The organism is Kocuria rosea (genome assembly GCF_023715525.1).
GTDB lineage: Bacteria > Actinomycetota > Actinomycetes > Actinomycetales > Micrococcaceae > Kocuria > Kocuria rosea_A.
In genome coordinates this window covers 1-454 of the sequence record NZ_JAMBOG010000062.1, presented here as the reverse complement: position 1 = coordinate 454, position 454 = coordinate 1, and the positions used below count along the sequence as shown (strand labels likewise).

Annotated in this window: 1 protein-coding gene; it reads left to right on the top strand. The window is 42.5% G+C overall.

All coding sequences use genetic code 11. The features are described 5' to 3' along the window. Positions 1 to 160: 160 nt before the first annotated feature. On the top strand, positions 161 to 454 hold a 294-nt coding region (gene tomB / locus M3185_RS16970; protein ID WP_251334845.1), incomplete at its 3' end, for an Hha toxicity modulator TomB.

Genomic DNA, 454 nt, shown 5'->3' with positions numbered 1-454 from the left:
GATAATTGTAATTTTTCGTAATAGCACGATGAAATCTGTTGGAGAGTGGATTATAGTTAAATCAGCAGGATTACTCAGTTAGTGTCAGGTCAGTTAGTCGTGTTCATCCCACAACGGTGTTTGCTAGTCGTCGTTTAAACCACTCAAAAGGGGATGCGTTATGGACGAATACTCGCCAAAAAGACATGATATTGCACAGCTACGCTTTCTCTGCGAAACGCTGTATCATGACTGCCTTGCAAACCTGGAAGAGAGCAACCATGGCTGGGTCAACGACCCGACGTCGGCTGTCAATCTCCAGTTAAATGAATTGATCGAGCACATTGCCACATTCGCTCTTAATTATAAAATTAAGTATGCAGAGGATAATAAGCTGATCGCTCAGGTTGACGAATATCTGGACGACACTTTTACGTTGTTCAGTAACTACGGCATTAACTCTACGGATTTGCAA